The organism is Microbacterium invictum, from assembly GCF_014197265.1.
GTDB lineage: Bacteria > Actinomycetota > Actinomycetes > Actinomycetales > Microbacteriaceae > Microbacterium > Microbacterium invictum.
In genome coordinates this window covers 49,870-73,020 of sequence record NZ_JACIFH010000001.1, presented here as the reverse complement: position 1 = coordinate 73,020, position 23,151 = coordinate 49,870, and the positions used below count along the sequence as shown (strand labels likewise).

The following is a 23,151-nucleotide window of genomic DNA, read 5'->3' as shown; positions in this document are numbered from 1 at the left end:
TTACGATACAACAGTGTATTGGATACAGCGCTGTATCGAATCATCCTGATCATCACACCGGAGCGCCTGTTGTCCACCATTCTTTCCTCTCTCGGCCGCTGGTCCTACCGTCACCCGTGGCGGGTGCTGGTGTCGTGGCTGCTCCTGCTCGGCCTCGCCGGCGGCGGCGCACTCGTGTTCATGCAGGGCACCGACAACTCCTTCTCGATCCCGGGGACCGAGGCGCAGGAGGGCATTCAGCTGCTCGAGCGCTCGTTCCCCCAGGCCAGCGGCACGAGCGCCCAGCTGGTCGTGGTCGCGCCCGAGGGCATGAGTGTCACCGACGACGCCTTCGCCGTGGAGATCGGGACGGTGGTCGATGAGATCGCCGCCGTCGACAAGGTGCTGGCCGTCACCGACCCGTTCGACGAGATGGTCACCGGACTCGTCTCGGACGACGAGCAGGCGGCCATCATCCAGATCCAGTTCGACGGCCAGTCGACCGACATCCCCGAGGACAGCGTCGCCGAGGTCGAAGCAGTCACCGACTCCTTCCGCGCGGCCGTGCCCGAAGACACGCAGATCGCCCTCGGCGGCGACCTGTTCGCGACGTCCATGCCGGCGCTGTCGATCATCGAGGCGGTCGGGGTGCTGATCGCCCTGTTCGTGCTGATCATCACCTTCCGCTCGTTCGCCGTCGCCTTCTTCCCGCTCGTGAGCGCGCTGATCGGCGTGGGCCTGGCGATCGCCCTGATCTACTTCTCCACCGCGTTCGCATCGATCTCATCGGTCACCCCCATGCTCGCGATCATGCTGGGGCTGGCCGTCGGCATCGACTACGCGCTGTTCATCGTCGCGCGACATCAAGACCAGGTGCGCACCGGCGTCGACCCCGAGGAGTCCGCCTCCCGGGCGACCGGAACCGCCGGCTCCGCCGTCGTCTTCGCCGGCGTCACGGTGCTCATCGCCCTCATCGGGCTGAGCTTCGCGGGCATCCCGTTCCTCACCACGATGGGCATCGCCGCCGCGGTCGCCGTCGCGATCGCGGTCGTGGTGGCCGTGACGCTGACCCCCGCGCTGCTCGGCTTCTCGAAGGGCAGGGTCGCGGGGTGGGGCCACCTCACCTCGGCCGGCATCGCCCTGCCGACGGGCCGCAGGGCAGGGAAGCGCGAGACCGCTCAGGCCGCCGAGACCGAGGCGCCTGCACTGGCCGAGAAATCGGCGAAGCGTCGTCCCAAGTACAACCGCTGGGTCATGCTCGTGACCCGCCATCCCGTGATCACCACGGTCGCCGTCACGGTCGGCCTGGGGCTGGCCGCCATTCCTGCGGCGAGCCTCGCCCTGGCCCTGCCCAATGCCGGCGTCCAGCCGGTGACCAGCGAGGCCCGCCAGGCGTACGACCTCAACGCCAAGCACTTCGGCCCCGGTGCCAACGGCCCGCTCGTGATGGCCGGCACGATCGTCACCTCGACCGACCCGCTGGGTCTCATGGCCGACCTGAAGGCGGAGATCGAGCAGATCCCCGGGGTCAAAGAGGTCGCTCTGGCGACCCCCAACGAGACCGCCGACACCGGATTGATCCAGATCGTCCCCGAGACCGCCCCCGACGACCCGGCCACCGCCGAGCTGGTGCGCGAGCTGCGCGCCCAGCACGACCGGCTGCTCGAGGAGTACGGCGTCGACCTCAAGGTCACCGGCTTCACCGCCGTCGGCATCGACATCTCCGACAGGCTCGGCGCGGCGCTGGTCCCCTTCGGCGTCTTCGTCGTCGGCCTGTCACTGGTGCTGCTCATGATCGTGTTCCGGTCGGTCTGGGTGCCGATCAAGGCCGCCGTCGGGTACCTGCTGTCGGTGGGCGCCTCGTTCGGCGTCGTCGCCGCCGTGTTCGAGTGGGGCTGGCTGGCCGACCTGCTGCACGTCGACAAGACCGGGCCGGTCATCAGCTTCATGCCGATCATCCTGATGGGCGTGCTGTTCGGCCTGGCGATGGACTACGAGGTGTTCCTCGTCTCGCGCATGCGCGAGGACTACGTGCACTCCCGGCGCGCCCGCCGAGGGCGGGCCGACCGGCACACCGCCGTCGCGGCCGTGCGCAGCGGGTTCACCGCCTCGGCCCGCGTGGTCACCGCCGCCGCAGTCATCATGTTCGCGGTGTTCGCCGCGTTCGTCCCCGAGGGTGACTCGTCGATCAAGCCGATCGCCCTGGGCCTGGCCGTCGGCATCGCCGTCGACGCATTCCTCGTGCGCATGACGCTCGTTCCGGCCGTCATGACATTGCTGGGCGAGAAGGCATGGTGGATGCCGCGGTGGCTCGACCGGGTCCTCCCCCACTTCGACATCGAAGGCGAGGCTGTCGAGCGTGAGCTGCAGCTGGCCGAGTGGCCCGAGCCGGACTACGCCGAGCCGCTCGCCGGGGACGACGTCGCCGTGCGCGTGGACGGGGGACGCGGCCTCGGCGAGGTCACGCTTTTCTCGGATGCCACATTCCGCGTCCGGCACGGCGAGACCCTGCTGGTGACCAGCGCCGACCCGCGCGCCGCACGTGCCTTCGCACTGACGGTCGCCGGACGCGTGACCGCCCAGGACGGCCGCCTGCGGGTGGCCGGGCACTTGCTCCCGGGCCGTGCCGCCTGGGTGCGCGCCCACGTCGGCCTCGCGCTACTCGACGGTGCGGCCGAGCCGCTGACGGAACTGCGTCGTGCGCTCGAGCGCGACACCCGCCTCGTGGTCATCGACGGCATCGACACCCTCACCGGCGCCGACCGCGACCAGGCAGCCGCGCTGCTGCGCGATGCCGCCGACCGGCTCGCGGCCGCCGCGACTCCGCTCACCGTCGTGGCCACTGCGCGCCGCGACGGCCCCGCCCTCGACCTCTTCGCCGATGCGCACCGCCCCAGCGTGCTCACGCTGCCGCTGCAGACCCACCCGGCATCCACTGATTCCACTCCCACCGATTCGCAGGTGATCTCCGCATGACTCTCCCCATCGAACGCGCCCGCTCCCGGCGGCCTGTCACCTGGCTGACGCTGATCGGCGTGCTGCTGCTGCCCGTCGTCATCGGCGGCGTGCTCGTGGCCGCGCTGTACAACCCGGTCGAGCGGCTGGATGCCATGAACACCGCCGTCGTGAACAACGACGAGCCGGTGACGCTCGACGGGCAGATGGTGCCGCTGGGTCGTCAACTGACCGCGGGCCTGGTCGAAGGTTCGGACGACCTCGAATCGAACCTGAACTGGACCATCTCGAACGACGAGGACGCCGCTGCGGGCCTGGCCGACGGCACCTACGACGCCGTGATCACCATCCCCGAGAACTTCTCCGCCGCCGCGACGTCGACGGCGCCCGGGAACACGCCCGAGCGCGCCACCATCGAGGTGACGACCGCGCCCGACAGCCTCATCGTCGACGACGCGATCACCGCTCAGGTGACGCAGGCGGCCGCTGACCTGATGGGCGAGCAGCTGTCGTCGCTGTACCTCGAGAACGTCTTCCTCGGCTTCACGACACTGGGCGATCAGCTCGGCGAAGCGGCCGACGGCGCGCAGCAGCTCGCCGACGGGGCGACCGAGGCGGCGACCGGCGCGGCGACCTGGGCCGACGGGGCCGACACTGCGGCGGCCGGCGCGTACTCGCTGGCCGACGGCATCCGTGAACTCGCCGGCGGGGCCGACGGACTGGCCGACGGAGCCGGCGGCATCGCCGACGGCGCGTCCGGTCTCGCCGGCGGCGCCGCGCAGCTGGCTGCGGGAACCACCGCGACCGCAGACGGCCTGAACACCTGGGCGGCCGGCGCGCGCGACATCTCGGCCGGCACGTCCGACCTCGCCGGCGGCCTGCAGCTCATGGCCGACCAGGTCGGCCAGCTCCCCGCCGTGCCGCAGGAGATCATCGACGGCGTCAATGAGATCGCCGGCAACAGCGGCGAGATCAACACGGCGGTGACGGATGCCGCGGCGCGGCTCGCGCAGGCTGCTGCCGACTGCGCGGCGCAGGGCGGATCCGCCCAGCTGTGCGCCACGCTGGCCGAAGTCTCCACGCGGACGAACGAGGCGCTGCCGACCATCACCGGCGTGATCGACCAGTCCGCAGATGTGGCCGCGCAGGTCGAACAGCTCGCCCAGTTCGGACCGGCGCTCACCGCCGGCCTGCAGGACGCCGCCGACGGCGCGTCCGCGCTCGCGGGCGGCATGAACGAACTCGCCGACGGCGCCACCGCGACCGCGACCGGCGCCGGCCAGCTGGCCGGCGGCATGTCGGACCTCGCCGACGGCGCCACGCAGCTCTCGGGCGGTGCCACGCAGCTCGCCACGGGCGCGCAGACCTTCGCGACCGGAGCTGGAGCAGCCGCCGGCGGCGCCGGCGAGTTCGCCGACGGCATCGGTCAGCTCGCCGACGGCGCCCGCGACCTCTCCGACGGCGTCGGCCAGCTCAGCGACGGCGCCGGCACGCTCGCTGAGGGCCTGGGCACCGCCGCCGAGGCACTGCCGTCGTACACCGACGACGAGGCCACCGACCTGGCATCCGTCGTGGCGAACCCGGTCGAGGCGAGCGGCCTCGGGACGAACATCTTCGGCGCCTCGGCGATCCCGCTGCTGGCGATGCTGGCCCTGTGGTTCGGCGGCCTCGCGTCGTTCATCGCGCTGCAGGCCGTGCCGCGGCACGCGCTGAGCTCACGCCGCCCGTCGGCGCTGCTCGCTGCGCGCAGCCTCGCTCCGGCCGCCGCGATCGGTGCCGCGCAGGGCCTGCTCGTGGCCGGTATCGTGCAGCTGGCCGCGGAGTACGACGCGGGCACGTGGTTCGCCTTCGCGGGCCTTGCGGTGCTCGCCGGGGTCGCCTTCGCCGCGGTCAACCAGGCGCTGGTGGCGGTGTTCGGCGGCGCCGGGCGCTGGATCGCTGCGCTGGTCGGCGTGCTCGCGGTCGCGACCGGCATCGTCTCGACGGTGCCCGGCGTGCTGACCTCCATCGCCGGGCTCATGCCCACGACGCCCGTCTACGACGCGATGCTCGCCGCGCTGACCGGCGCCGGCGGCGTGGGCGCCGGCATCGTCGGGATGATCGTGTGGACCGGCCTCGCATTCATCGCGACGATCATCGCCGTCACCCGCCGCCGCTCGACGAGCGCGCGGGCCGTGCTCACGGCATCCATCGCCACCGCCTGACTCGCACCCCACTTCGCCGAGCCGCATAGGTTCAACCGACCCGCATACGTTCGTGCGGCCCCACCTATGCGGCTCGCACGGAAGTACGCGGCTCGCGGCGGGAGCCGTGGTCAGTTCAGGCCGCTGTAGGCGTGCAGGCCCTTGAAGAACTGGTTCACGATCGTGAAGTTGAAGATGACGGCCGTGAATCCGATGATCGACAGCCACGCCGACCGGGTGCCGCGCCAGCCGCGCGTGGCGCGCGCGTGGATGTATCCGGCGTAGAGGACCCAGATGACGAAGGTCCAGACTTCTTTCGTATCGAAGCCCCAGTAACGTCCCCACGCGTCGTTGGCCCAGATGGCGCCGGCGATGAGTGTGAAGGTCCAGAAGCTGAAGCCGATGATCGCGAAGCGGTACGCGAGGGACTCGAGCGCATCCGACGAGGGCAGCGTGCGCAGGAAGCGCGGCCCCGTCTTCGCCGGCTTCTCGGCAGAGCCGGTGATGGATGCCGCGGCGAGAGCGAGCCGCTCCCGGCGCGCCTGCATGAGCTGAAGCACCGACAGCGCGAACGCCAGGGCCAGGAAGGCGCTCGCGAGCGAGGCGACGAACACGTGGATGACCAGCCACACGCTCTTGAGCGGGTCGGCCAGCGGGGTGACCTCGACGTAGTAGGCCATGGCCGCGCCGCCGAGGAGCACCACGATCATGCCCGTGATGAACGCCCCGAGGAAGCGCAGGTCGTAGCGGAACAGGACGACGAGGTACACCGCGACGATGAGCATCGTGCCGGTGAGGGCGAACTCGTAGTTGTTCGACCAAGGGACGCGTCCGGCCGCGATGCCGCGGGTGAGGTCGGCGCCGACGTGGAACAGGAAGCCGAGGACGGTCAGCGACGTGCCGATGCGGGCCCACAGGTAGCGGACGCGCTGCGCGGGTGCGGCTTCGAGCGCGGTCAGCGCGGCGGCCTCCTGCGCGCGGACCTCACTGATCGTCTGGCCCCCGGCGGCGACCAGCTCGCGGGTCTGGGCAGCGTCCTTCGACTTGATGGCGAGGTCGGAACGTCGCGCCAGGTCGATCGCGTACGCGAGGAAGGCGAGGGTGTAGATCGCCAGCGCAGTCCACACCAACAGCACCGAGATCTCTTCGAGCGTGATTCCGGTATCGGGCATGGCGATCATTCTACTTTCGGTCGTCTTCGAGCGGGGCGTCGCGCTCCGGCTCGGTGTCAGGCTCGGAGGCGGGCTCGCGCTCGGAGGCGGGCTCGCGCTCGTGCTCGGGGTCGGACTCGGGCTCGACGGTCAGCCCGGCCGCGGCCAGGGCGGCTCGATGGTCACGGGCCAGGTCGGCCACCGCCGCGGCGATCGCCGGGTCCTCTCCGCGCGCGAGACCCGCGTACTCGACCTGCAGCGTGCCACCCGCGGGGGTCGCCTTCACCCACATGCGCCGGCGGGGAACGAACAGGGCGACGAGGAGTCCGGCGAGCGCGAGGATCGCGAACGCGAGCACCCACGGCGCGCCGACGTCACGGTGGACCGACAGCGACACGTAGCGCTTGACGACCTCGTCCGCTCCCGCTTCCGTGGCGTCCTCGAAAGTGACGGTGCCCAAGCCGCCGGGCAGGTCGACGGTCTGTCCGGGGGCGAGCTCGAGCGCTTCGGCGTCACTGTCGCCGCCGGCGATCTGGGTCATGCCGGTCGGGTCGAGCGTGTACACCGAACGCGGGGTGCCGTCGTCGATCCCCAGATCGCCGGAGTACACCCAGAATGTGAGGAGCGGGTTGATCAGGTCGCCGTAGCCGGAGGCGAACGCGCCGCTGTGCCCGTCGACGGCGGTCGGGTAGAAGAACCCGACGAGGCCGAGCTGCTCGTCGAGCCCGTCGGCGACCTTGACGACGCCCTGCGACGTCATGAACGTATCCTGCGGCAGGAACGGCACGTCCTTGCGGAACACGACGTCGCCGTCGGGGTCGCGGACCGTGATCGTCGGCGCGTAGCCGTTGCCCATCAGGTAGACGCGGTCGCCGGCCATGTCGAGCGGGTGGTTGACGCGCACATCCTGTTCGACCGGCTCGCCGCCCGGTTCCCTCGTCGTCACGTGCGCCGCGAAGTCCCCCGCCTGGCCCTGGCCGGCCATGCCGATGGGCACGTAGCTCACGTCGAACCGGTCGAGGGTGATCGAATACGGCGAGAGGTTCTCGGTGTCGACGAACCGGCCGGGGTTGAAGGACGAATAGCCCAGACCCAGCGAGTTGACGAACCCATCGCCCTCGATGATGACGGTCTGGCCGGTGTAGGTCAGTCCCCCGCCGACACCGACGGCCAGCAGTACGCCGACCAGAGCGCCGTGGAAGACGAGGTTGCCCGTCTCGCGGAGGTATCCCCGCTCTGCGGAGACGGATGCCGCGCCGCGCGCGTCGTAGCGCTCGACCCGGTACCCGGCGCGCTTCAGCTGCGCCTCGGCCAGGTCGACGGCCTCGGTCGCCGCGGCACCGGCATCCATCCCCTCCGCGACGCGCACCGTCGCTTCGGCGTGGTCGTCCAGTCGCGTCAGCCGCGCGGGCGTGCGCGGCGGGCGTGCCTTCATCGCCTTGAAGTGATGCTTGGTGCGCGGGATCACGCAGCCGATCAGCGAGATGAACAGCAGGATGTAGATCGCCGAGAACCACACCGAGGAGTACACGTCGAACATCTGCAGCGAGTCGAGGACCGGGTACAGGTCGGGGTTGTCCGCGCGGTACTGGGTGACGCCGTTCGGGTCGGCGGTGCGCTGCGGCACGAGCGATCCGGGAACGGCGGCGATCGCCAGCAGCAGGAGCAGCACCAGCGCGGTGCGCATGCTGGTCAGCTGACGCCAGCCCCACCGCAGCCAGCCCACCAGGCCGAGCTGGGGCTGGACGATCGTACGATCCTCCGGCGCGGAGTCGGCGTGGTCGCGCGGGCGCAGCGGATCGGACACGTCGGTGGTGGCCTCAGATGGGGAGTTCGACACTGTTCATCACCCCCATCAGCTGCGACATGGTCGCCGTCCAGACGCCGGTGACCATGAGGACACCGAGGATGATCAGCAGTGCCCCGCCGATGATGTTGATCGCGCGGATGTGGCGACGCAGGACCGCGACCGATTTCGTGGCCCAGCCGAAGCCGACCGCGAGCAGGACGAAAGGCAGGCCGAGGCCGATCGAGTACGCGGCCGCGAGCAGTCCCGCCCGGCCGGGGTCGGCCTGGCTGTAGCCCATCGACAGGATCGCGGCGAGGGTCGGGCCGATGCAGGGCGCCCAGCCCAGGCCCATCGCGATGCCCAGCAGAGGAGCGCCGATCAGGCCGACGTTCTCGCGCAGCTGCGGGCGGAAGGTCCGCTGCGCGAAGCCGAAGACGCCGATGAACACGAGGCCCATCGCGATGATGACCACGCCCAGCACGCGGGTGATCGGATCCTGGTACTGCAGGAAGACGCGCCCGATCGTGCCGGCGAACACGCCCATCGCGACGAACACGAGCGTGAAGCCGGCGATGAACAGGACGACGCCCAGCAGCAGGCGGCCGCGGCCGGTGGCATCCCCCCGCCCCGCGGCGCGCGTGGTCGTGGCCGACTCCGCAGGATCGCGCGAAGTTCGCACGTAATCTCCGGAATCGTGCGAATGTGACGCGATTCTGCGAACTTCGGCGTCTCCCACGTGAGCGTCTGAGGTGTCGTCGCGCCGCGGGCGGCCGGCGGTGGCGCCACCCAGGAATCCCAGGTAGCCGGGGACCAGGGGCAGGACGCACGGCGAGAGGAAGGAGACGAGGCCGGCCAGCATCGCGATCGGGATGGCGAGCCACAGCGCGCCGTCGAAGACGACGGCACCCGGGTTCACGAGGCCTCCGCGACGGTGTCTTTGACGATGCTGCGCAGGATCGAGCTGCTCTCAAGCTGCCCGAAGAAGCGGGCCGCGACCCGGCCCTCGGCGTCGAGCACGAGGGTGGTCGGCGCGGCCTGCAGCGACGTCCAGGACGTGAATGCGAGTTTCAGGTCGACGTCGCCGCTGGCGAGCACCGAAGGGTAGGTGATGCCGTAGGTCTCCTCGAAGGCAGCGGCCTGCTCGGGGCCGTCGTAGATGTTGACGCCGAGGAAGTCGGCCCCGGCGGGCACGGCTGCCTCGTAGGCCTCTTCGAGCAACGGCGCTTCGGCGCGGCACGGCCCGCACTCCGCATACCAGAAGTTGAGGACGAGCACCTGATCGGCGTAATCGGCGCTCGTGACCGTCGAGCCGTCGACGGCGGTGCCGGTGAACTCGACGGGCTCGCCGCGCTCATCGACCGGAATCTGCTCGACCCGCCCGTCGCCGGAGATGAAGCCCTGGTTGCCGCCCTGCTTGTAGAGGTCGGCGAGGTCATCGTTCTCGCCCGCGCAGGCGGCGAGCGTGAGGACCAGCCCCGCGGCGGTGGCCACGGCGGCGATGCGGCGAAGAATGGTCATACGGCTCCCACATCCACGGCGCCGACCGCGTCTGCCGGCTCGGCATAGTCGGTCTCCCGCCAGGTGTCGCCCTCGAGCTCGAAGCTCGTGACGCTCGACAGGGTGCAGCGACGGCGGCGCGGATCGTGCTGCAGCGGCTCGTCCGCGATGGCGAGGTGCGTGACCCAGATCGGCAGCTGGTGCGACACGATCACGACGTCTCCCGAGGCCGTGCGATGCCAGGCGTCACGCATCGCGGCATCCATTCTCCGCACCACCTGCGCATACGGCTCACCCCAGCTCGGCACGGCGGGTGCCCGCAGGTGCCGCCAGTTGAGGGGGTTCATGAGCGCACGCTTCATGCGCTTGCCCTCGAAGACATTCGTCGGTTCGATCACACGGGCATCGACGACCGGCTCGGCCCCGAACAGCTCGGCGAACGGCATGGCCGACTCGCGGGTGCGCTCCAGCGGAGAGCACACCAGTGCCCCGACCGGGCGTTCCATCGCGTGGATGTGCTCGGCGGCGGCCCGCGCCATCTGCCGCCCGGCGGCGCTCAGCCGGAATTCCGGGAGCCGCCCGTACAGCACACGACGGGGGTTGTGAACCTCCCCGTGGCGCACGAGATGGAGGCGGGCTGCGGGCACCGCCCCAGTCTACGTGAGCGGCGTCTGTGGACGGCCTGGGTGCGGGCGGCGCCCGTCAGGCGGCGTCGGAGAGCGCCCGCTGTGCGCGCAGCTGCCGGATCCGGATGCCGATGAACACCACGACCGCGATCACCGTGGCCGCGATCACGAAGTACTGCAGGACGTCCGCGTACGTCTCGACGACGTGCCACTGGTCACCCAGGATGTATCCGGCCAGGACGAAGACCGAGTTCCAGATGGCGGAGCCGGCGAGTGTCAGCAGCGTGAATCGTGGCAGCGGCATGCGCACCACACCCGCGGGGATGGAGATGAGGCTGCGGAAGATCGGGATCATGCGCCCGAAGAACACCGCCTTGCCCCCGTGCGCGCCGAACCACGCGACCGTGCGGTCGACGTCTTCGACCTTGACCAGCGGCAGCCTGTCGGCGATCGCGCGGACCCGGCGCAGCCCCAGCCACGCGCCCAGCCCGTAAAGCATGAGCGCCCCGACGACCGATCCGAGCGTGGTCCAGATCAGCGCCTCGGCCAGTGAGAACGAGCCCTGCCCGGCGGCGAGGCCCGCCATGGGCAGGATGATCTCGCTCGGCAGCGGAGGGAAGAGGTTCTCCAGCGCGATCGCGATGCCCGCGCCGACGGGTCCGATGACCTCCATGAGCGAGACGATCCCGTCGACGAGAGTGCTCAGCCAGGAACCGTCGGGCGCAGATGCAGTCACGCCTCCACGCTAAACGGCCCGGATGAACAGTTCATGGGAGCCTGCCCCCGGGCAGTCTGCGGGCTGCCCCGAACTGCCGCCCTCCGCGCCCGGGACGGCGCCCGCTGCACCCCACACGTAGACTGTTCCCTCGTGAGCGAACGCGTATTGGTCCAGCATCTGCAGGCACGTCAGGACGGCCCCGTCTCGGTATCGGGATGGGTCGAGACCGTCCGCGACCAGAAGAAGGTGCAGTTCGTCATCCTGCGCGACGAGACCGGGTCGGTACAGCTGGTCAACCCCGCCACGCGCCCCGCGGAGGACGGGTCGGAACAGGATGCCGGAGCCCTCGCCCTCACAACGCTGATCTCCGAGCTGTCCCACGGCACATTCCTCACCGTGGCCGGTGAGCTCAAACACGACGAGCGCGTCAAGCTGGGTGGCGTCGAGATCAAGATCGGCGCGCTGGACGTTGCCGCCGCGGCCCTGGCCGAGACGCCGATCGCGGCCGACAGCGGCATGGATAAGCGCATGGACTGGCGCTTCCTCGACCTGCGTCAGCGTCGCAACAACCTCATCTTCCGCGTCCAGACCACGCTCGAGCACGCCATGCGCTCGTACTGGATCGATCGCGACTACATCGAGGTGCACTCGCCGAAGCTGATGGCCAGCGCATCCGAGTCCAACGCCGAGCTGTTCTCGCTCGACTACTTCGAAGACCAGACCGCCTACCTCGCGCAGTCGCCGCAGTTCTTCAAGCAGATGGCGCAGGTCGCCGGATTCGGGAAGATCTTCGAGATCGCCCCGGCCTTCCGCGCGGACCCCTCGTTCACGAGTCGTCACGCCACCGAGTTCACCTCGATCGACGCCGAGATCAGCTGGATCGATTCGCACGAAGACGTCGCGACGATGCAGGAGGAGCTGCTCGCCACCGCGATCGGGGCCGTCGCAGACAAGCACGGCGCCGAGATCAAGGAGCTGTTCGACCTCGACATCGTCGTGCCGACGGTGCCGTTCCCGCGCATCCCCCTGGCCGAGGCCCGCGAGATCGTCAAGGCCCGCGGCTACGACATTCCCCGCACCGACGGCGACCTCGACCCCGAGGGAGAGCGTCAGATCTCGGCGCACGTGCTCGAGACCTACGGCCACCAGTTCGTGTTCATCACCGACTACCACCCTGAGATCCGCGCGTTCTATCACATGCGCGACGAGAAGACCGGGCTGACCAAGTCGTACGACCTGCTGTTCCAGGGCGTCGAGATCACCACGGGTGCCCAGCGCGAACACCGCGTCGACGTGCTGATCACGCAGGCCGCCGAGAAGGGCCTCGAGCCCGAGCACCTCGACTTCTACTTCGACTTCTTCCGCTACGGCGCCCCGCCCCACGGCGGCTTCGGCATGGGGCTTGCCCGCCTGCTGATGTTGCTGCTCGGCCAGGACTCGATCCGCGAGGTCACCTACCTGTTCCGCGGCCCGACGCGCCTGGCCCCGTAGTCATGGGCGCGGTGCTGAGCTGACGGCTCTGCGCGCCCGCATCACCGCCTGAGCAGCAGCGACCAGATCTGATCGGACTCCGGTCGGTGCAGCCTCAGACCTCGACGTCGACGGCCACCCTGTCGGCGCGGATCGTGCCGATGTACGCGGCGACTTCCTGGTGCGCAGGGTGCACCTGGTAGGCGTTGAGCCCGGCCTCGTCGTCGAAGTCGGCGACGAGCACCAGGTCCCAGTTCACGTCGGGGCTCAGCATGTTGCCGCCCGCACTCATCGCCCGCAGCGTCGGCACCACGCCGTTCAGTGCGTTGAGCCGTCGGGCGGCTTCTGCGGCTTGTTCCGCGCGGACCCCGGCATCCCGAGCCGCGAGCCGGAAAGACACGATGTGGCGGATCATTCCGCTGCCTCCTGAGTCAGGGCGACGCGCAGCCGATCGGCCGACAGTCGCCAGTGCGCGTGCAGCCGGTCGTCGATGAGGACGACCGGGATCTTCTCCCACCACTGCGCATACAGCGCGGGATCGTCGGCGATCGACCGCTCCTCGATGTCGACCGCACCCTCGGGCAGGTCCGCCACGACCGTCTCGACGATCTCCCGCGCGACATCGCAGAGATGGCAGTCGGGCTTCGAGATGAGGGTGAGCGTGGCCACGGATCCATCTTCGCGCATCGGAGACCGGTGCCGGTCACCGTCGCCGCAGACACGAAGCGCCCGTCACGAGGACAGGCGCTCGGTGCATCTTGCGGCCGATTACTTCTTGTTGCGGCGCTGGTGGCGCGTCTTGCGAAGCAGCTTGCGGTGCTTCTTCTTCGCCATGCGCTTACGGCGCTTCTTGATGACTGAACCCACGGATAACCTCACATCGTCTGGGGTCTGGACGCAATGAAACAGCGTCCGGGAACGGGCAAACCGAAAAAATGCCTCGGGTTATTCTAGCCGACATCCGAGATCGGGCGTTGCAGGGCCTCGGTGACGGCCGTCTCGGGCACGCGATAGCTGCGGCCGAAGCGCACGGCGGGCAGTTCACCCGAGTGCACGAGCCGGTAAACGGTCATCTTGGACACACGCATGAGCTCCGCCACTTCTGCGACGGTCAGAAAGCGCACATCAGGCAGCTCTGACATCGTGTCCCCCCGGATTTCCGTTCTGTTCAGTGAATCCTATGGGGTCGGCGGGACGCGTGTAAACCTGCGTGACTGCTGTGACAGCGTCGCTGCGGCCGGGCGCGGTCACCGCAGGCGGTCGCGCGCGGCTCGCGCGGCCTGCCGGGCCTGCTTGCGCGCGTCGCGCAGAGACCGCTCGGCCTCGCGCACGGCCTTGACGGCCGCTCGGTAGCTCTTGTCTTCGGCGATGTCGGCGTCGTCGCTGGTCACCCACGGCCGCGGGGCGTCGCGGGCGCCGTCGGCCGCCCGGGCAAGATACGCGTCGACGCCGTCGAGCACCCGCGCCAGCCCGAACGAAAACGGGTCGCCCTCTTCGAGGAACACGCCCGCGTCGATCGCCGCGCGCAGGTCGGGGTAGGCGTCGGGCGAGATCAGCAGGCGGAACAGCGCATCCTCTTCAGCGGTGACCTCAGCATCCGAGACCCCCCGCTCTCGCATGCTGCGCGCGTATCCGGCCATGACCATGCCCGTCCAGCGCGACTGTCCGGTCACCAGCAGGATGACCGCGAGCCGTTCGTCGTGGGTCAGCACAGTCTCCGTGAGCGCCGCCAGTCCGGCATCCATCCACGCCGCACCGTTCGGGGTGACCGGTGTGCCGCTGATCGGGACGTCGAGCACCCACGGGTGCTGCAGGTAGAGCTGCACCTGCTCGCGATAGATCGTCTCGAGCCGTCGGCGCCAGTCGCCCTCGCGCGTCTGGTCGGTCGGCAGCCCCGTCGCCTCCTCCTGCATGAGCAGGATGAGATCGTCCTTCGCGGTCACGTACCGATACAGCGACATGGGCGTGTAGCCCAGCCGGGCGGCGACGGCCGCCATCGACACCGCCGCCAGCCCCTCGGCATCGGCGAGCTCGACGGCCGCCTCGACGATCCGCTCCACGGACATCTCACGCTTGGGGCCGCGCTGCGGGGTCGCGGCGACGCCCCACGCGAGCGCGAGTCCGCGCGGCAGGTCGGGATCGCTCGGGTCGGTCATGCCCACAGTCTAGGACTGTATATCTCGTAAACAGTGTGTTAGCGTCATAAACAGTTTTGCCCGTACACAATGAAGGGACACCGAATGGATGCCGCAATCGACGTCCGCGGTCTGCGAAAGAGCTACGGCCCGCACACGGTGCTCGACCGCCTCGACATGACCGTCAGTCGCGGGGAGGTGTTCGCACTGCTCGGCCAGAACGGCGCCGGAAAGTCGACGACCATCAACATCCTCACCACGCTGGAGAGCGCGGACGGCGGTACGGCCGTCATCTGCGGCGACGATGTCGCACGCGCACCCGGCCGGGTGAAGCAGCGCATCAGCCTCACCGGCCAGTCGGCCGCCGTCGACGACGTGCTCACCGGCACCGAGAACCTCGTCATGATGGGACGGCTGCGGGGGCTGTCGACCCGATCGGCCCGACGCCGCGCGAGCGAACTGCTGGAGCAGTTCGACCTCGCCGACGCCGCACGAGGGCGCGTCGGCACCTACTCGGGCGGCATGCGACGCCGGCTCGACCTCGCACTCAGCTTCGTCGCGACGCCCGAAGTGCTGTTCCTCGACGAACCCACGACGGGGCTGGACACGCGCAGCCGGCGTGAGCTGTGGAACGTGATCCGGGCGCTGGCCGGCGGCGGCACCACCGTGTTCCTCACGACCCAGTACCTCGAGGAGGCCGACCAGCTCGCCGACCGCATCGCGGTGCTCCACGGCGGGCGCATCGTCGCCGAGGGCACGGCAACCGAGCTGAAGGCGCGCGTGGGCGGCGAGACGCTCGAGGTGCACGGCGAAGACGGCGAGGTGCACGCAGTACATCCCACCGACGGCACCGCCGCCGGTATTCGTTCGGTGCTGTCCTCCCTGAGCCCCGACTCCGCAGCGGCGCAGATCACGCTGCGCCGGCCCACCCTCGACGACGTGTTCCTCGCTCTCACCGGCGACGCGCCCACCCCCGACACGCGCATGAAGGAGATCGCATGACCACGCTCACAGCCCCCGCCGCGCGCGGGCTCGTCCCCGAGGCCGTCTTCGTCCGGCGCAGCCTGCTGCACTCGCTGCGCGACGGCGAGTCACTGCTGATGGCGATCATGCTGCCGGTCATGCTCATGCTGCTGTTCACGTTCGTCTTCGGAGGCGCCATCGATGCGACCGGCTCCTACGTCGATTACGTCACCCCCGGCATCATCCTGCTGTGCGCCGGCTTCGGCGCCTCGTCGACCGCGCTCTACGTCGCGAACGACACGAAGACGGGCATCGTCGATCGCTTCCGCACGATGCCCATCCGCGCCAGTGCGGTGCTGACCGGCCACGTCGTCTCGAGCCTGCTGCGCAACCTGCTGGCCACGGCGATCGTGATCGGCGTCGCCCTGCTGGTCGGGTTCCGGCCGACAGCCGGCCTCGCCGGCTGGGTCGGCGCGGTACTGGTGATCGCGCTCTACATCCTCGCGATCACCTACCTGTTCGCCGCGATCGGCCTGGCCGCCGGCAGCCCCGAGGCCGCGAACGGCTACGGGTTCATCCTGCTGTTCGTGCCGTACCTGTCGAGCGCGTTCGTGCCGGTGCCCAGCATGCCCGACTGGCTCCAGCCGATCGCGCAGCACCAGCCGATCACTCCGATCATCGAGACGATCCGCGGACTGCTCATGGGCTCACCGACGACAGGCACGGCCCTGATCGCCCTGGCGTGGTGCACCGGCATCCTCGCGATCGGCGTCCTCTGGGGCGCGTGGCTGTTCCGCCACCACCGCTCCCGAGGCTGACCGTGCCGCCGCGGCGCCTCAGCGCCCGGGCAGCTTCTTGAACGCGTTGTCGAAGACGTGCTTGGCCGATGCGGCGGCGCGGCCGAGCCGCTCGGCGGCCTGGGCGGCGGATTCGGACAGGGCGACCGAGACGGCGGCATCCACCGACCCATCGTCGAGGAACGGCACCAGCCAGTCGTCGACCGCGTCGAGCGGCTCGGGCGACAGGCTGTAGTAGCGGTGCTGGCCCTCTTCGCGGACCGACACGAGCGCTGCTTCGCGGAGAACCTTGAGGTGCTTCGACACGGTGGGCTGGCTGACGCCCAACTCGGCGACGATCTGCGACACGCTCGTGCCCCGCTCCCCCGCATCGGATCGACCCAGAAGCAGTTGCAGGATGTCCCGACGGGTGCCGTCGGCGATCACGTCGAAGATGTCCGCCATGACCATAGGTTAGCCCGCCCACCCGCCGGAGTACCATGACAACGGTTCTGCAGCGAAAGGGGCGGCGACATGGCGGGTCCGACCGTCGGTGAGCGCCTCCAGCGCACGCTGATCTCCACACCGCGCTCGTGGTGGCACACGCTGCGCAATCTGACCACCTCATCGCCTTCCCGCTTCGCCGTCCTCATCTTCACGACGCTGATCCTCGTGTTCACGGCGCTGTTCTCACTGCCCGCGGCATCGGCCGACGGCACGCCCACTCCCCTGGCCGACGCCCTGTTCACAGCGGTGTCGACCATCTGCGTCACAGGCCTGTCGACCGTCGACATGGGCACCCACTGGTCGCCCTTCGGGCACGTGCTGGTCTACGTCGGCGTCAACGTCGGAGCGCTGGGAGTGCTGACGCTCGCGTCGATCCTGGGGCTCGTCATCTCGAAGAAGCTCGGACTGCGGGCCAAGCTCCTCGCCGCCGGCGACTCCAATCCGCTGCGTGCCCGCGGCGGCCCGGTCAACGAGGGCCAGACCGTGCGACTGGGCGAGGTCGGCCAGCTGCTGGCCACCGTCGCGCTGTCCACTCTCGTGATCGAGGTGGCGCTGGCGATCCTGCTCTATCCGTCACTCCTGCTGTCGGGGATCGACCCGCTGACCGCACTGTGGGAGGCGCCGTACTATGCGGCGATGTCGTTCACCAACACCGGCTTCAGCCCGAACGCCGGCGGACTCGACCCCTTCGCGGACAACTACTTCATGCTCTCGGTGCTGATGGTGGGCGTGTTCCTCGGCTCGATCGGATTCCCCGTCATCTTCACCCTGTGGCGCCACCACTGGCACGTCCGGCGCTGGTCGCTGCACGCCAAACTCACCCTCATCACGACCGTCATCCTGTTCTTCGTCGGCGCCGGCGTATTCGCGCTGCTCGAGTTCGACAATGCCGCGACCTTCGGCGAGCTGGATGCCTGGGACACCACCTTCCAGGCCCTCTTCCTGTCGGCGATGACGCGCTCGGGCGGGTTCTCCGTCGTCGAGATCGGCGACCTGCACGGCTCGTCGCTCGTGGTCGGGTCGATGCTCATGTTCGTGGGAGGCGGGTCGGCCTCGACCGCCGGTGGCATCAAGGTGACCACCCTCGCCGTCATGGCCCTGGCCGTATGGTCGGAGGCCCGTGGCCGCCAGAGCGTCGAGGTGTTCGGCCGCCGGATCCCGAGCGACGTGCAGCGCGTGGCACTGTCGGTCGTGGCGTGGGGCGCGACGATCATCGCGATCGCCACCATCACGATCGCGCAGATCACCCAGGCACCCATCGCCGACGTCCTCTTCGACGTCATCTCCGGCTTCGGCACCGTGGGCCTGTCTACCGGTCTCACCGAGACCCTGCCCGACTCCGCGTCCTACGTCATGGCGCTGACGATGTTCATGGGGCGCGTTGGTACAGTGACTCTCGCCGCGGCCGTGGCCGCGACATCCCGTTCGCAGCACTACTCGCTGCCCGTGGAAAGGCCCATCGTTGGTTGAGCAGCTGCGGAGCGACGCTCCGGTCCTCGTCATCGGCCTCGGCCGCTTCGGCGCCGCCTGCGCCGGTGAACTCGACCGGCTCGACCGTGAAGTCCTCGCGATCGACGGCAGCCTCGAGCTGGTGCAGAAGTGGTCGGACCGCGTCACCCACACCGTGCAGGCCGACGCGCGCAACATCGACGCCCTGCGTCAGATCGGCGCGCAGGACTTCCAGGTCGCCGTCGTCGCGGTCGGCTCGATCATCGAAGCGTCGGTGCTCATCACGGCCAACCTCGTCGACCTGAAGGTGCCGCAGATCTGGGCGAAGGCCGTGTCGCAGTCGCACGGCAAGATCCTGGCCCGCGTCGGCGCGAACCACGTCATCTACCCCGAGCGCGAAGCCGGTGAGCGCGTCGCGCACCTCGTCAGCGGACGGATGCTCGACTTCATCCGGTTCGACGACGACTTCGTGCTGGCCAAGATGTACCCGCCGAAGTTCATCCGCGGCGTGGGCCTGAACCAGTCCGGCGTGCGCACGAAGTACCACGTGACGGTCGTCGGCGTGAAGAGCCCCGGCAAGCCGTTCCGCTATGCGGAGGCCGACACGATCGTGACCAACCACGACCTCATCATCGTGTCGGGGACCAACTCCGACATCGAGCGGTTCGCCGGCCTCGACCGCTGACAGAGCTGCCCGCCGGGTGGATGCCGGTTCAGGCGCCGGTGGCGAGCTCCCGCGCACGTGCCAGCGCGGCGTCGGTGGCTTCGGCGAACAGCGCCGGCAGCCCGGCGTCGGCCAGGACGGCCACGGCGCGTTCGGTCGTGCCCTTCGGGCTCGTCACGCGACGTCGGAGTTCGGCGGGGTCCTCGCCGGTGGCATCCAGCAGCGCAGCGGCGCCGATGAAGGTCTGCTCGGCCATCAGCCGCGCGTCCGCGTCGGTGAAGCCCTTGCCGCGCGCGGCCTCGGTGAGCGCCTCGATCAGCAGGAACACATAGGCAGGCCCCGATCCCGAGATGGTCGACAGCGCGTCGATCTGCGATTCGGGGAGGTCGACGACGGCGCCGCAGGTCTCGAACACACTCCTCACCAGCGCGCGGTCCTCGTCCGACACGGCGCTTCCCGCGGCGAGACCCGTGACGGCTCTGCCCACGACGGCCGGCGTGTTCGGCATGGACCGCAGCACCGGGACCTCGGTGCCCAGGATCGACTCGAACGTCGCGATCGTGACACCCGCCGCGAGGCTGACCACGATCGTGCCGGGGCGTATCGATGGGCCGATCTCGCGCAGCAGGTCGGGCACCATCGCCGGCTTCACGCCTACCAGCACGACCTTCGCGCCGGCGAGCGCATCGGCGTTGCCGTCCGGGCGCTCCTCGAGCGCGATGCTGGTCACCCCCGCCACGCCGTCGAACGCCGCCGCCTTCTCGCGCGTGCGGTTCGTCGCGGTGACGCCGCCATCCCGCCCGGAGGCGATGATGCCCTGCAGGATCGCGCCGCCCATCGAGCCGGCGCCGAGGATCGCGATCGGGGGAAGTGAGGTCATGTCAGGCACGCGCTCATCCTACGAGGCCGAGCTCCACTGAGGCAGCCACCTGAGAGTCGGTTCATGTGCCCGAGCCGACCCGCGACTATAGTCGAATCAGCGGGAGACCCCGGCGCTTCCGCTGAAGATCGAAGGGCCCGCGAATGACACTCCTCGACGGCATCACCAGCCGCCTCGTCGACACCGACCGACTCACGGTGAACATCCTCGAGCGCGCCGGGGACGATCCGGAGACGCCCGCCGAGCACACCCTCGTCCTCGTCCACGGGAACGTGTCATCCGCCCTGTTCTGGCAGGAGCTGATGCAGGATCTGCCGAGCGATCTGCGGATCATCGCCGTCGACCTGCGTGGCTTCGGCGACACGGAGAACCTCCCCATCGATGCCACGCGCGGGGTGCGCGATTTCAGCGACGACCTCTTCGCGACGATGCAGGCACTCGACCTCAAGACCGCCCACCTGGTCGGGTGGTCGCTGGGCGCCGGCGTGATCATGCAGTACGCGCTGGACCACCCGGTGCTGTCCCTCACGCTGGAGGCACCGATCTCGCCCTACGGCTTCGGCGGCACGCGGCGCGACGGCGCACGCCTCACGGACGATGACGCCGGCGTCGGCGGCGGGGGCGCCAACGCCGACTTCATCCAGCGGCTGACCGACGGTGACACCGGCGACGAGGCGCCGACCTCGCCGCGCAACGTGTTCCGGTCCAGCTACGTGTCCAGCGACTACGTCACGGCCGTCGAGGACATCTGGGTCGAGTCGATGCTGACCACCTCCACCGCCGACGGGAACTACCCCGGCGACAGCGTCGAGAGCCCGAACTGGCCCGGGTTCGCGGCAGGGACCAACGGTGTGCTCAACACGATGGCGCCGAAGTACTTCGATACCTCCGGCATCGTCGACCTGCCCGTGAAGCCCTCGATCCTGTGGGTGCACGGCACGGCCGATGCCATCGTCTCGGACACGTCGTTCTTCGATCTCAACCACCTGGGCAAGGTCGGCGTCGTGCCCGGATGGCCCGGTGATGACGTCGCCCCGGCGCAGGAGATGATCGCGCAGACGCGCGACGTTCTCGAGGCGTACCGCGCCGCCGGCGGCCAGGTGACCGAACTGAGCCTCGAGGGAGTGGGGCACTCCCCGCACCTCGAGCAGCCCGGCGTCTTCCGCCGTGCACTGCTCGAGGTGATCGGATACATCGGCCACCCGGCATCCCCCGCCCCTCCGACCGAGACGATCATCCTCAGCTCGTCCGACTGACCGTCGCGGTCCTGTCAGACTCGGGGTATGGAGTACACGATCTTCACCGAGCCTCAGCAGGGCTTCACATACGACGACCAGCTGGCCTTCGCGCACGCCGCCGAGCGCGGGGGCTTCGACGCCTTCTTCCGCTCCGACCACTACATGCGCATGGGCGGGGGCGACGCGCTGCCCGGGCCGACGGACGCGTGGACGACGCTCGCCGGACTGGCGCGCGAGACCTCCCGCATCCGGCTCGGGACGCTCGTGTCGTCGGCCACGCACCGGCATCCGGCCATCCTCGCGATCCAGGTCGCGCAGGTGGACGCGATGTCGAACGGCCGCGTGGAGTTCGGACTCGGGCCGGGCTGGTTCGAGGCGGAGCATCGCGCGCTCGGCATCCCGTTTCCCGCTCGGCGCTTCGGCCCGTTCGAGGAGCAGCTGGCCATCGTCACGGGGTTGTGGTCGACGCCGCTCGGCGACACCTTCTCGTTCAGGGGCGAGCACTACGCACTCGAGGATGCCCCCGCGCTACCCAAGCCGGTACAGGAGCGGATGCCGGTGATCATCGGCGGGAGCGGCCCGCGCCGCACCCCCGAGCTCGCAGCCCGATTCGCGACGGAGTTCAACGTCGGCTTCCGGTCGGAGCAGGACATCGCCACGGGCTTTGCGGGGGTCCGGGCGGCGTGTGAGCGGATCGGCCGCGATCCGGCGACCATGAAGTTCTCGGTCGCGCTGCCGACGATCGCCGGCACCGACGACGGTGAGCTGGCCCGGCGCGCGGAGGCCGTCGGCAAGACCCTCGCCGACGCCCGCAACGACATCGACATCGTCGGAACGCCGGCCGAGATCGCCGAGAAGGTCGAGCGCCTGCGCGCGCTGGGCGCGGAGCGGATCCACTTCCAGCTCATGGACCTGCGCGATGTCGAGCACGTCGAGTTCCTGGGCGCGGAGGTGCTGCCGCTCCTCCCCCGCTGAGTGCCCGAGGCACGTCGGGGCCGGTTCAGATGTGCCGGGTCGCCGTCGATCGAGTTCGGTTCAGCGGCGCGCGTCGAAAAAGGTGCGCAGCAGAGTGGATGCCGCTTCTTCACGCACGCCGCCGACCACCTCCGCACGATGGGGCAGGCGCCGGTCGCGCAGCACGTCGTACATCGATCCGGCCGCGCCGGCCTTGGCATCCCACGCGCCGAAGACCACCCTGCCCACGTGCGCCTGCAGGATCGCCCCCGCGCACATGAGACACGGCTCGAGCGTGACCACCAGGGTGCAGTCCTGCAGGTTCCACGAGCCGGCAGCCGCGGCGGCCTCGCGGAGTGCGACGACTTCGGCGTGTGCGAGGGGGTCGGCGCTACGCTCCCGCAGGTTGGCGCCTTCGCCGATGATGATGCCCTGGGCGTCCACGACGACGGCACCGACGGGGATCTCACCGCCCTCGCCGGCCACGGCGGCGTTCGCGAGGGCACGGTCCATCGCGGTGAGATCCGATTCGCGGGCGGGCAGCGTCACGCGATCAGACTATGCCCGGGTACCCTTGCGACATGCGCTTGCACGTCGCCGACCACCCGCTCATCACCCACAAGCTCACCGTGCTGCGCGACAAGCGCACGCCGTCGCCGGTGTTCCGGCAGCTGACCGAGGAACTCGTGACGCTGCTCGCGTACGAGGCGACCCGCAACGTGCGGGTGGCGTCGGTCGAGATCGACACCCCGGTCACCCATACGACGGGCGTGAAGATCGACGACCCGCGGCCGCTGGTGGTGCCGATCCTGCGGGCGGGGCTCGGAATGCTGGAGGGCATGGTCACGCTGCTGCCCAGCGCCGAGGTCGGCTTCCTCGGAATGGCACGCAACGAAGAGACGCTCCAGCCGATGACCTACGCCGAGCGTCTGCCCGAGGATCTCAGCGACCGGCAGTGCTTCGTGCTCGACCCGATGCTCGCGACGGGTGGATCGCTGGGCGCGGCCATCGAGTTCCTGTTCACGCGGGGCGCGCAGGACGTCACCGCGATCTGCCTGCTCGGCACGCCCGAGGGTATCTCGGTGATCGAGAAGCAGTCCGCCGGCCGTGACGTGACCCTCGTGCTGGGTGCGCTCGATGAGGGGCTGAACGACAAGGCGTACATCGTGCCGGGTCTGGGCGACGCCGGCGACCGCCTGTACGGCACGGTCTGACCG

General features: G+C 69.8%; 24 protein-coding genes. 10 read left to right on the top strand and 14 right to left on the bottom strand.

Annotated features, from left to right (window positions below; all coding sequences use genetic code 11):
* Positions 1–69 precede the first annotated feature (69 nt).
* Positions 70–2,955, top strand: coding sequence for an MMPL family transporter (locus BKA10_RS00355; RefSeq protein WP_183497903.1), 2,886 nt, complete (start codon positions 70–72; stop codon positions 2,953–2,955).
* Positions 2,952–5,138, top strand: a complete 2,187-nt coding sequence (locus BKA10_RS00350) for a YhgE/Pip family protein (protein WP_183497900.1) — start codon at positions 2,952–2,954, stop codon at positions 5,136–5,138. Before BKA10_RS00355 ends, BKA10_RS00350 begins: the two co-directional genes overlap by 4 nt.
* A gap of 110 nt (positions 5,139–5,248) precedes the next feature.
* Here the strand turns inward: BKA10_RS00350 and ccsB are convergent, their stop codons facing one another.
* Genes ccsB through BKA10_RS00320 form a run of 6 tightly spaced genes read right to left on the bottom strand, consistent with a single transcriptional unit; the run spans position 5,249 to position 10,853 of the window.
* Positions 5,249–6,289: a c-type cytochrome biogenesis protein CcsB gene (gene ccsB / locus BKA10_RS00345; RefSeq protein WP_183497898.1), complete on the bottom strand. Its 1,041-nt coding sequence runs from the start codon at positions 6,287–6,289 to the stop codon at positions 5,249–5,251.
* Between the two features lie 10 nt (positions 6,290–6,299).
* The gene (gene resB / locus BKA10_RS00340) at positions 6,300–8,108 is read right to left on the bottom strand and encodes a cytochrome c biogenesis protein ResB (RefSeq protein WP_183497896.1); all 1,809 of its coding nucleotides are present in this window, start codon (positions 8,106–8,108) and stop codon (positions 6,300–6,302) included.
* A complete protein-coding gene (locus BKA10_RS00335) occupies positions 8,089–8,916 on the bottom strand; it encodes a cytochrome c biogenesis CcdA family protein (RefSeq protein WP_206686787.1) in 828 nt (275 codons plus the stop codon). The genes resB and BKA10_RS00335 overlap by 20 nt, the downstream gene beginning before the upstream one ends.
* Before the next feature lie 53 nt (positions 8,917–8,969).
* Positions 8,970–9,575 carry a TlpA family protein disulfide reductase gene (locus tag BKA10_RS00330; RefSeq protein ID WP_183497892.1) on the bottom strand — a complete coding sequence of 202 codons (606 nt, stop codon included), beginning with the start codon at positions 9,573–9,575 and terminating at the stop codon, positions 8,970–8,972.
* Entirely contained in the window at positions 9,572–10,201 is a 630-nt protein-coding gene (locus tag BKA10_RS00325; protein ID WP_183497890.1) for a histidine phosphatase family protein, read from the bottom strand. Before BKA10_RS00325 ends, BKA10_RS00330 begins: the two co-directional genes overlap by 4 nt.
* Before the next feature lie 55 nt (positions 10,202–10,256).
* Positions 10,257–10,853 carry a DedA family protein gene (locus BKA10_RS00320; protein WP_183500980.1) on the bottom strand — a complete coding sequence of 199 codons (597 nt, stop codon included), beginning with the start codon at positions 10,851–10,853 and terminating at the stop codon, positions 10,257–10,259.
* A gap of 195 nt (positions 10,854–11,048) precedes the next feature.
* Here BKA10_RS00320 and aspS point away from each other — a divergent pair, with 195 nt between their 5' ends.
* The gene (gene aspS, locus BKA10_RS00315) at positions 11,049–12,389 is read left to right on the top strand and encodes an aspartate--tRNA(Asn) ligase (RefSeq protein ID WP_183497888.1); all 1,341 of its coding nucleotides are present in this window, start codon (positions 11,049–11,051) and stop codon (positions 12,387–12,389) included.
* Positions 12,390–12,483: 94 nt separating this feature from the next.
* On the opposite strand, the gene BKA10_RS00310 is transcribed toward aspS, so the two are convergent.
* The 5 genes from BKA10_RS00310 to BKA10_RS00290 form a co-directional block, all read right to left on the bottom strand.
* Positions 12,484–12,783 carry a Dabb family protein gene (locus BKA10_RS00310; RefSeq protein WP_183497887.1) on the bottom strand — a complete coding sequence of 100 codons (300 nt, stop codon included), beginning with the start codon at positions 12,781–12,783 and terminating at the stop codon, positions 12,484–12,486.
* A complete protein-coding gene (locus tag BKA10_RS00305) occupies positions 12,780–13,037 on the bottom strand; it encodes a glutaredoxin family protein (protein WP_183497885.1) in 258 nt (85 codons plus the stop codon). The genes BKA10_RS00310 and BKA10_RS00305 overlap by 4 nt, the downstream gene beginning before the upstream one ends.
* 99 nt (positions 13,038–13,136) lie before the next feature.
* Positions 13,137–13,235: a 30S ribosomal protein bS22 gene (locus BKA10_RS00300; RefSeq protein WP_003792170.1), complete on the bottom strand. Its 99-nt coding sequence runs from the start codon at positions 13,233–13,235 to the stop codon at positions 13,137–13,139.
* An 83-nt stretch (positions 13,236–13,318) separates the two neighbouring features.
* Positions 13,319–13,510 carry a helix-turn-helix domain-containing protein gene (locus BKA10_RS00295; protein WP_183497883.1) on the bottom strand — a complete coding sequence of 64 codons (192 nt, stop codon included), beginning with the start codon at positions 13,508–13,510 and terminating at the stop codon, positions 13,319–13,321.
* A gap of 105 nt (positions 13,511–13,615) precedes the next feature.
* A complete protein-coding gene (locus BKA10_RS00290) occupies positions 13,616–14,524 on the bottom strand; it encodes a TetR/AcrR family transcriptional regulator (RefSeq protein WP_183497881.1) in 909 nt (302 codons plus the stop codon).
* Between the two features lie 84 nt (positions 14,525–14,608).
* Here BKA10_RS00290 and BKA10_RS00285 point away from each other — a divergent pair, with 84 nt between their 5' ends.
* Both BKA10_RS00285 and BKA10_RS00280 read left to right on the top strand, forming a co-directional pair.
* Complete coding sequence (locus tag BKA10_RS00285) at positions 14,609–15,505, top strand: ATP-binding cassette domain-containing protein (protein ID WP_183497879.1); 897 nt, start codon at positions 14,609–14,611, stop codon at positions 15,503–15,505.
* Positions 15,502–16,284: an ABC transporter permease gene (locus tag BKA10_RS00280; protein WP_183497877.1), complete on the top strand. Its 783-nt coding sequence runs from the start codon at positions 15,502–15,504 to the stop codon at positions 16,282–16,284. Before BKA10_RS00285 ends, BKA10_RS00280 begins: the two co-directional genes overlap by 4 nt.
* An 18-nt stretch (positions 16,285–16,302) precedes the next feature.
* Here BKA10_RS00280 and BKA10_RS00275 read toward each other — a convergent pair whose 3' ends face one another.
* On the bottom strand, positions 16,303–16,707 hold the full coding sequence (locus BKA10_RS00275; protein ID WP_183497875.1) for an ArsR/SmtB family transcription factor: 405 nt from the start codon (positions 16,705–16,707) through the stop codon (positions 16,303–16,305).
* Positions 16,708–16,776: 69 nt separating this feature from the next.
* Here BKA10_RS00275 and BKA10_RS00270 point away from each other — a divergent pair, with 69 nt between their 5' ends.
* The gene (locus tag BKA10_RS00270; protein WP_183497872.1) at positions 16,777–18,219 is read left to right on the top strand and encodes a TrkH family potassium uptake protein; all 1,443 of its coding nucleotides are present in this window, start codon (positions 16,777–16,779) and stop codon (positions 18,217–18,219) included.
* Positions 18,212–18,883: a potassium channel family protein gene (locus BKA10_RS00265; RefSeq protein ID WP_183497870.1), complete on the top strand. Its 672-nt coding sequence runs from the start codon at positions 18,212–18,214 to the stop codon at positions 18,881–18,883. The genes BKA10_RS00270 and BKA10_RS00265 overlap by 8 nt, the downstream gene beginning before the upstream one ends.
* Before the next feature lie 28 nt (positions 18,884–18,911).
* Here BKA10_RS00265 and proC read toward each other — a convergent pair whose 3' ends face one another.
* Positions 18,912–19,742 carry a pyrroline-5-carboxylate reductase gene (gene proC, locus BKA10_RS00260; protein WP_183500979.1) on the bottom strand — a complete coding sequence of 277 codons (831 nt, stop codon included), beginning with the start codon at positions 19,740–19,742 and terminating at the stop codon, positions 18,912–18,914.
* 143 nt (positions 19,743–19,885) lie between these two features.
* On the opposite strand from proC, the gene BKA10_RS00255 reads away from it, so the two are divergent.
* Positions 19,886–20,998, top strand: a complete 1,113-nt coding sequence (locus BKA10_RS00255; protein WP_183497868.1) for an alpha/beta fold hydrolase — start codon at positions 19,886–19,888, stop codon at positions 20,996–20,998.
* A gap of 27 nt (positions 20,999–21,025) precedes the next feature.
* A complete protein-coding gene (locus BKA10_RS00250) occupies positions 21,026–21,955 on the top strand; it encodes an LLM class F420-dependent oxidoreductase (RefSeq protein WP_183497866.1) in 930 nt (309 codons plus the stop codon).
* Between the two features lie 60 nt (positions 21,956–22,015).
* On the opposite strand, the gene BKA10_RS00245 is transcribed toward BKA10_RS00250, so the two are convergent.
* Positions 22,016–22,483, bottom strand: a complete 468-nt coding sequence (locus tag BKA10_RS00245) for a nucleoside deaminase (protein WP_372491427.1) — start codon at positions 22,481–22,483, stop codon at positions 22,016–22,018.
* Positions 22,484–22,515: 32 nt separating this feature from the next.
* Here BKA10_RS00245 and upp point away from each other — a divergent pair, with 32 nt between their 5' ends.
* Entirely contained in the window at positions 22,516–23,148 is a 633-nt protein-coding gene (upp, locus tag BKA10_RS00240; protein WP_183497864.1) for a uracil phosphoribosyltransferase, read from the top strand.
* The last annotated feature ends 3 nt before the right edge of the window (positions 23,149–23,151 follow it).

Bases quoted from the DNA above. Each gene is read 5' to 3' on its own strand.
- BKA10_RS00320 (WP_183500980.1), bottom strand. From the start codon at position 10,853: ATGGAGGTCATCGGACCCGTCGGCGCGGGCATCGCGATCGCGCTGGAG.
- BKA10_RS00310 (WP_183497887.1), bottom strand. From the start codon at position 12,783: ATGATCCGCCACATCGTGTCTTTCCGGCTCGCGGCTCGGGATGCCGGG.
- BKA10_RS00290 (WP_183497881.1), bottom strand. From the start codon at position 14,524: ATGACCGACCCGAGCGATCCCGACCTGCCGCGCGGACTCGCGCTCGCG.
- BKA10_RS00350 (WP_183497900.1), top strand. From the start codon at position 2,952: ATGACTCTCCCCATCGAACGCGCCCGCTCCCGGCGGCCTGTCACCTGG.
- BKA10_RS00250 (WP_183497866.1), top strand. From the start codon at position 21,026: ATGGAGTACACGATCTTCACCGAGCCTCAGCAGGGCTTCACATACGAC.
- ccsB (WP_183497898.1), bottom strand. From the start codon at position 6,289: ATGCCCGATACCGGAATCACGCTCGAAGAGATCTCGGTGCTGTTGGTG.
- upp (WP_183497864.1), top strand. From the start codon at position 22,516: ATGCGCTTGCACGTCGCCGACCACCCGCTCATCACCCACAAGCTCACC.
- BKA10_RS00295 (WP_183497883.1), bottom strand. From the start codon at position 13,510: ATGTCAGAGCTGCCTGATGTGCGCTTTCTGACCGTCGCAGAAGTGGCG.
- BKA10_RS00280 (WP_183497877.1), top strand. From the start codon at position 15,502: ATGACCACGCTCACAGCCCCCGCCGCGCGCGGGCTCGTCCCCGAGGCC.
- BKA10_RS00285 (WP_183497879.1), top strand. From the start codon at position 14,609: ATGGATGCCGCAATCGACGTCCGCGGTCTGCGAAAGAGCTACGGCCCG.
- BKA10_RS00270 (WP_183497872.1), top strand. From the start codon at position 16,777: ATGGCGGGTCCGACCGTCGGTGAGCGCCTCCAGCGCACGCTGATCTCC.
- proC (WP_183500979.1), bottom strand. From the start codon at position 19,742: ATGACCTCACTTCCCCCGATCGCGATCCTCGGCGCCGGCTCGATGGGC.
- BKA10_RS00275 (WP_183497875.1), bottom strand. From the start codon at position 16,707: ATGGCGGACATCTTCGACGTGATCGCCGACGGCACCCGTCGGGACATC.
- BKA10_RS00335 (WP_206686787.1), bottom strand. From the start codon at position 8,916: ATGCTGGCCGGCCTCGTCTCCTTCCTCTCGCCGTGCGTCCTGCCCCTG.
- BKA10_RS00330 (WP_183497892.1), bottom strand. From the start codon at position 9,575: ATGACCATTCTTCGCCGCATCGCCGCCGTGGCCACCGCCGCGGGGCTG.
- BKA10_RS00255 (WP_183497868.1), top strand. From the start codon at position 19,886: ATGACACTCCTCGACGGCATCACCAGCCGCCTCGTCGACACCGACCGA.